Source organism: Mesorhizobium sp. M0664 (assembly GCF_040320565.1).
Classification (GTDB): Bacteria; Pseudomonadota; Alphaproteobacteria; order Rhizobiales; family Rhizobiaceae; genus Mesorhizobium.
Map to the genome: position 1 here is coordinate 1 of NZ_JAMYPW010000099.1, position 2,784 is coordinate 2,784.

2 protein-coding genes and 2 pseudogenes are annotated in these 2,784 nt (G+C 61.3%); 2 read left to right on the forward strand and 2 right to left on the reverse strand.

Annotated features, from left to right (window positions below; all coding sequences use genetic code 11):
* Window positions 1-133: 133 nt before the first annotated feature.
* Window positions 134-235 (reverse strand): annotated as a pseudogene (locus tag NKI39_RS34045) (LysR family transcriptional regulator); the annotation flags it as partial.
* Between the two features lie 573 nt (window positions 236-808).
* Here NKI39_RS34045 and NKI39_RS34050 point away from each other — a divergent pair.
* Window positions 809-1,084, forward strand: coding sequence for an acyl carrier protein (locus NKI39_RS34050; RefSeq protein WP_023679611.1), 276 nt, complete (start codon window positions 809-811; stop codon window positions 1,082-1,084).
* Entirely contained in the window at window positions 1,085-2,290 is a 1,206-nt protein-coding gene (locus tag NKI39_RS34055) for a beta-ketoacyl-[acyl-carrier-protein] synthase family protein (protein ID WP_352638588.1), read from the forward strand.
* A 318-nt stretch (window positions 2,291-2,608) separates the two neighbouring features.
* Here NKI39_RS34055 and NKI39_RS34060 read toward each other — a convergent pair.
* A pseudogene (locus NKI39_RS34060) lies at window positions 2,609-2,784 on the reverse strand (IS1380 family transposase); the annotation flags it as partial.

Consider the following 2,784-nt stretch of genomic DNA (forward strand, 5'->3'; position numbering starts at 1 on the left):
ATGACAAACCGCTCAGCGGCAGCGCAAGATCGTTCATGGTGGGTGTGGTCTCCGGGAAATGGTTCGGATCGGCTTAAGCAACCAATCCTACGTCATTTCAACGGCTTGCGCCACATCCACCAACCCCCATGAATTTGGTTAGGTTGATGCGGCGTGCCGCCGCCGTGAGGCCGCGCTCGCTCAGCAGCGCGTCGAGAACGACGAGAAGATTCAGATCGAGCCCTTTGAAACGCATGTCTTAGCTATCCATAGCGTGGATGCATTTGATTGAAACAAACGATTTTACCAATTTTCCGGAATGTCGCATGGACTTGGCAGGACCTCACGTGCGCCGATCACTGCCTCTATCGCGTGGCGAGTCCCTTGAGAAGAGCCCGAAAGAGGAAATCTGTCGCGTGCGGTGGAGATTGTACTGGGAATGAGAGGCAGCGCTCCGATCATGTCGAACTCTCCGACGAATGGCGGACCGGTACAATAGTTGATCGCATGGTCCGGAGCTATGAAACATCTCGATTACATATGAGGTGCCGAGTGAATACGCTGACAGCACCCACCGCCGCAGCGTTTAGCTGACGTTTGACGACGGTTCCTATCCATTTACACGCAGATTCTTGATGTGCTGGCGCAAAAGCGGGAGGCCGGCGACTTTTCTTCGTCATCGGGCTGACGCCGCAGAAGCCGGAACTCGTCCGGTTCCTATGGGCATTGGGCTTGGTCGGTCGCACAGGCTCTATGAGGGGCAATTTTGGCAACGCGACGCGACTCGGGTTTTGAACGACGCCGAAAACGCAAGCTGGAAAGGAACAAGATGGCAGATCAACTCGCCAACGAAATAATCGCCATGATCAAGAAGCGCGCCGCGTCGGAGGGCGGCATAGCGCCTGCCACAGGCGGCGAGATAACGGCTGCCACGGGACTGACTTCGCTCGGTATCGATTCACTGGGATTGGCGGACGTTCTCTGGGACCTGGAGCAGGCTTACGGCATCGAGATCGAGATGAATACGGCCGAGGCATGGTCGGATCTCCAGAATGTTGGGGACATGGTGGAAGCCGTGCGCAGCTTGCTCGCCAAGGGGGTGTGAATGGACAGGCGCGTCGTGATTACTGGGATTGGCGGGATTTGCGGGCTTGGGACCAACGCCGCCGCCATTTGGAGAGAGATGCGAGAAGGCCGCTCCGCCATCGGCCCAATCGTCAACTCCGAGCTCCATGAATTGAGGGTCAGGATCGGTGCCGAGATCAAGGCGCTGCCGGAGCATGACATCGACGGCAAGCAACTCATCTCCATGGACCGCTTCAGCCTGCTCGCTGTGCTTGCGGCGCGCGAAGCCATGCGTCAGGCCGGACTTTCCTCCAAAGAGGGAAATAGCTATCGCTTCGGTGCGACGGTGGGCGTTGGCGGCTGCGGGTGGGATGCGATCGAGCAAACCTACCGCGCCATCCTTCTGGGCGGTAAGCGTGCCGCTCTCTTGACTGTACCCAAGGCGATGCCGGGTGCCGCTGCCGGCCAGGTCAGCATGAGTCTCGGCCTGCGCGGGCCGGTCTTCGGCGTCACGTCCGCCTGTTCCTCGGCAAACCATGCGATTGCCTGCGCGGTGGACCAGATCAGGCTCGGCCGGGCCGACGTGATGCTTGCCGGCGGCAGCGAAGCGCCGCTCATATGGGGTGTGCTGAAGGCATGGGAAGCGATCCGCGTGCTTTCGCCCGATACTTGCCGGCCATTCTCGGCCGATCGCCAGGGCCTGTCGCTTGGTGAAGGCGCCGGCATGGCGGTGCTGGAAAGCTACGAGCATGCCCAGGCTCGGGGCGCCACCATCCTTGCCGAAATTGCCGGTGCCGGCCTTTCCGCCGATGCGTCCGACATCGTCGCGCCGACTGTCGAGGGGCCGGAGGCAGCAATGCGGGCCTGCCTTGCCGATGCCAGGCTGGACGCCGAGGATGTCGACTATCTCAACGCGCACGGCACCGGCACCAAGGCCAACGACCAGATCGAGACGGCGGCGATCAAGCGCGTCTTCGGTCAGCACGCCTTCTCAATGTCCATTTCTTCTACCAAGTCCATGCACGCGCATTGCCTCGGCGCGTCCGGCGCGCTCGAGTTGATCGCCTGCGTGATGGCTATCCGCGAGAGCGTCGTGCCGCCGACTGCCAATTATCGTGAGCTGGACCCCGATTGCGATCTCGACGTCACGCCCAATGTGGCACGCGAGCGCAAGGTGCGCGTGGCACTGAGCAACTCCTTCGCCTTTGGCGGCACGAACGCGGTTCTGGCGTTCAGGCAGGTGTAGAAGCCATGAGAGATGCCTCCGGCAACATTATCTCTCGCATCCAGATGCTTGCCGGATAACGTTGTGAAGGGCGGGTCATTGACCGCCTCGGCGAATGCGGGAAGTGGCAGCGGAAGCTCGACGATCCGGGGGTATCGTCTTTGCGAAATTCTTAACTGTTGAAGCGGCTTGGACGTACCGCCGCCCCGTAAAAGGTAAGCGAGGCCCTGCGGGCTCGGCTTGAGGGTCTGAAGCTGTACACGACAATGTCTGGAAGCCGCAGGGTCGGCTCTGCGCCCGTTATAGTCGCCTGAGTGCTGCCGGCCCGGCCGCGCCGCGGGCGCCGTCAACGAACTCCTTGAACCTGCGGACCTTGCCTGTCTTGGCCGACGCTTCGAAGCGCGCCGTCGTCCTGGCCTCCAGATCCGCGACATGCTTGCGCAGGGTCGTGGTGGGCGCGAGGCCAAAGATGAAGTCGACGTCGTTGGCGCGGCACCGGTCGATGACCTGCGGGT